Origin of the sequence: Pseudomonas tremae (assembly GCF_001401155.1) — a bacterium.
GTDB classification, from domain to species: Bacteria; Pseudomonadota; Gammaproteobacteria; order Pseudomonadales; family Pseudomonadaceae; genus Aquipseudomonas; species Aquipseudomonas tremae.
Genome location: NZ_LJRO01000068.1, coordinates 1 through 2022, shown reverse-complemented (window position 1 = coordinate 2022; position 2022 = coordinate 1). Strand labels below are relative to the sequence as shown.

At 60.8% G+C, this 2022-nt stretch carries 2 protein-coding genes and 1 pseudogene; all 3 read left to right on the top strand.

Going from position 1 to position 2022, the window contains the following annotated elements:
• Nucleotides 1-231: 231 nt before the first annotated feature.
• Nucleotides 232-1020 carry a VirB8 family type IV secretion system protein gene (locus ALO43_RS04345; protein WP_054997168.1) on the top strand — a complete coding sequence of 263 codons (789 nt, stop codon included), beginning with the start codon at nucleotides 232-234 and terminating at the stop codon, nucleotides 1018-1020.
• The gene (locus ALO43_RS04340) at nucleotides 1010-1819 is read left to right on the top strand and encodes a TrbG/VirB9 family P-type conjugative transfer protein (RefSeq protein ID WP_054997167.1); all 810 of its coding nucleotides are present in this window, start codon (nucleotides 1010-1012) and stop codon (nucleotides 1817-1819) included. The genes ALO43_RS04345 and ALO43_RS04340 overlap by 11 nt, the downstream gene beginning before the upstream one ends.
• A pseudogene (locus tag ALO43_RS04335) lies at nucleotides 1806-2022 on the top strand (TrbI/VirB10 family protein); the annotation flags it as partial. The gene ALO43_RS04340 and the pseudogene ALO43_RS04335, both read left to right, overlap by 14 nt.

The window sequence follows — 2022 nt, the reverse complement described above, 5'->3', positions numbered from 1 at the left end:
CCCACAAGCCTGCACCTGTACCAGCCGCCGTGATACCGGCTCCGCGCCCCGTGCCTGGCCAGGTACGGCCAGCGGCAAGCCCCGCGCCCCAGGCCCAGCCGCTCAAGACCACCAGTCAAAAGCGCCCGGCAAGCGCGTCCCCGGCAAAGCCCGCCGAGGTCCCGCCCAACGACTCCAAATGCTCCGCGAACTGATCCGCGCAGCACGTGTTTGTCCAGGTTTAGGTGACTTATGAAAAAGCTTAGAAAATCAAAACAGGACGTGATCGATCAGGAGCGGCAACTGGCCGCCCGTACCAGCATCGACGCGGCCACCGCACAAGACATCAGCCTGGCTGAACAGGCATTCATCCACGCAGCGCGGTATTTCGAGAAGAACATCGCCGCCGACGAGAAGGCCAAGACTAAAAACGCCCGTCGCCTGGCGGGCTTTTTCGCTGTGCTGACCTTTATGTCGATCGCCGCCGTGATGGGCCTGACCCCGCTCAAGACCGTGCAACTTGGCCTGGTACGGGTGGACAACAACTCCGGCTACACGGACGTGGTGTGGGCCGACGACAAAGGCAAGCCACCGGAGCAGATCGATGACGAGTTCTGGCTCTCGACTTATGTACGGTTTCGCGAGAGCTACAACTTCTCAAGCCACGACGCAGAGTTCGGCATGGTGGAGCTGATGTCCTACGGTGAAACATTTACCGAATACCGCAATTTCCAGCTGTCCTCCAAGGGCTATGTGGAGGTGTTAGGAACCAACCGGCAAATACGCACTGATATCAACAACATCAACTTCCTTGAGCGTAAAGATCGGGAAGGCACCGCCCAGGTGCGACTCACCAAAACCGTGCTGGACCGCAACGGCACGCCGGACCCTCAGCTGGCCCCGGTGACTTGGGTGGCCACGGTGACCTACGACTACAAGAACCCTGCCAAAAAAGCCGGTGACCAATGGCTTAACCCCCGTGGCTTCGGGGTCAAGGCCTATACGATGACCCAGGAAGTGGGGGTATCCAATGGGAAATAGAACGGCTTCAAGCCTCACGGCACTGTTCCTCCTTGCGTCTGGCCTGCCGGTCTTTGCAGAGAGCATGGGCACCGGCTCGACGCTGGACCGTCGCGTGCAGACCGCTGTTTACAGCCCGGACAACGTGTACCGCATCCAGGCCTCGGTGGGTCGTACCTCGCTGGTTCAGCTTCCGGCCAACGAGACCATCAACGAGGCGTCGGGCCTGATGGTGTCAGGCGATCCGAAGGCCTGGTCCATTGGCCCGAACAAGGCCGGTAACCTGGTGGCCATCAAGCCCATCACTGATCAGGAGCCCAATACCAACCTGGTGATCAACACCAACCGGCACACCTACCTGTTGGAGCTGAAACTGGTGACTCGGCCTGCGGACATGACCTATGCGCTGCGCTTCACCTACCCCGAGCCGCCGAAAAAGACCGGCGATGTACGCCGTGATCCTGGAAACCCCTGTGACGGCCCGGTGCAAAACGGCCCCTATCAAAAGCGCTCCAGTGCGGAGAGCAAGTCCATAGGGCCGTATGAGGGCTGGGACAACGGCATGCTCACCTGCTTTCGCTTCACCGGCAATGGCCCGCGTCCGACGCTGTACCAGGTTCTACCAGACGGCACCGAAACGGTGGCCGACATGCACAACGAACAGAACGTGGTCGTGGTGCATGGGGTCAGCCGATTGTTTCGGTTTCGCCTGAACGGTCTGCTTGTAGAGGCCCGGCCTACTGCCCAGGTGAACACGGGTTACAACTTCAACGGGACCACCACCGGCGAGATTCGGGAGCTCAAGCATGCAGAACAATGACAATGACCAGGCTCCTGAGAACACTCAAGGGACCACCGCCCAGCCAGATAGCATCGGGCCGCCCGCATCGGCTTCCGAGCCAGCAGCACCGGCCTCGGAGCCCGCCAGCACCCAGGCCCGTGGGGCCTTTGACGTGCGGACCAAACGCACAGGCGATACCCAAAACAGGAAGTCGCTTTACCTGAGCCTGGCCGCGCTGGGGT